This window comes from Streptomyces fildesensis, assembly GCF_016107395.1.
GTDB classification, from domain to species: domain Bacteria; phylum Actinomycetota; class Actinomycetes; order Streptomycetales; family Streptomycetaceae; genus Actinacidiphila; species Actinacidiphila fildesensis.
This window is the reverse complement of the sequence record NZ_JAAIKO010000333.1, coordinates 1-249: the sequence shown is the minus strand read 5'-3', so window position 1 is coordinate 249 and position 249 is coordinate 1. Positions and strand designations below refer to the sequence as shown.

Here is a 249-nt window from a genome sequence, read left to right as displayed (position 1 = left end):
GATACGAGCCCGACCCGTTCGTCACGAGGGTGTTCGGCACCTACCGGAAGACCCATAACACCGGCGTCTTCGACGCCTACACCCCCGAGATGCTCCGCGCACGCAAGGCCGGCCTCATCACCGGCCTGCCCGACGCCTATGGCCGGGGACGGATCATCGGCGACTACCGGAGAGCCGCCCTGTACGGCACGTCTCGGCTGATCGAGGTCAAGCGTGCCGAGCGGGCCCTGCTGGACGCCCGGCCCTCCA

General features: G+C 69.1%; 1 protein-coding gene. It reads left to right on the top strand.

Going from position 1 to position 249, the window contains the following annotated elements; all coding sequences use genetic code 11:
• Positions 1 to 249 (top strand): pyruvate formate lyase family protein (locus tag C6N31_RS43105; protein ID WP_306665090.1); only part of this gene is annotated, 249 nt, incomplete at both ends.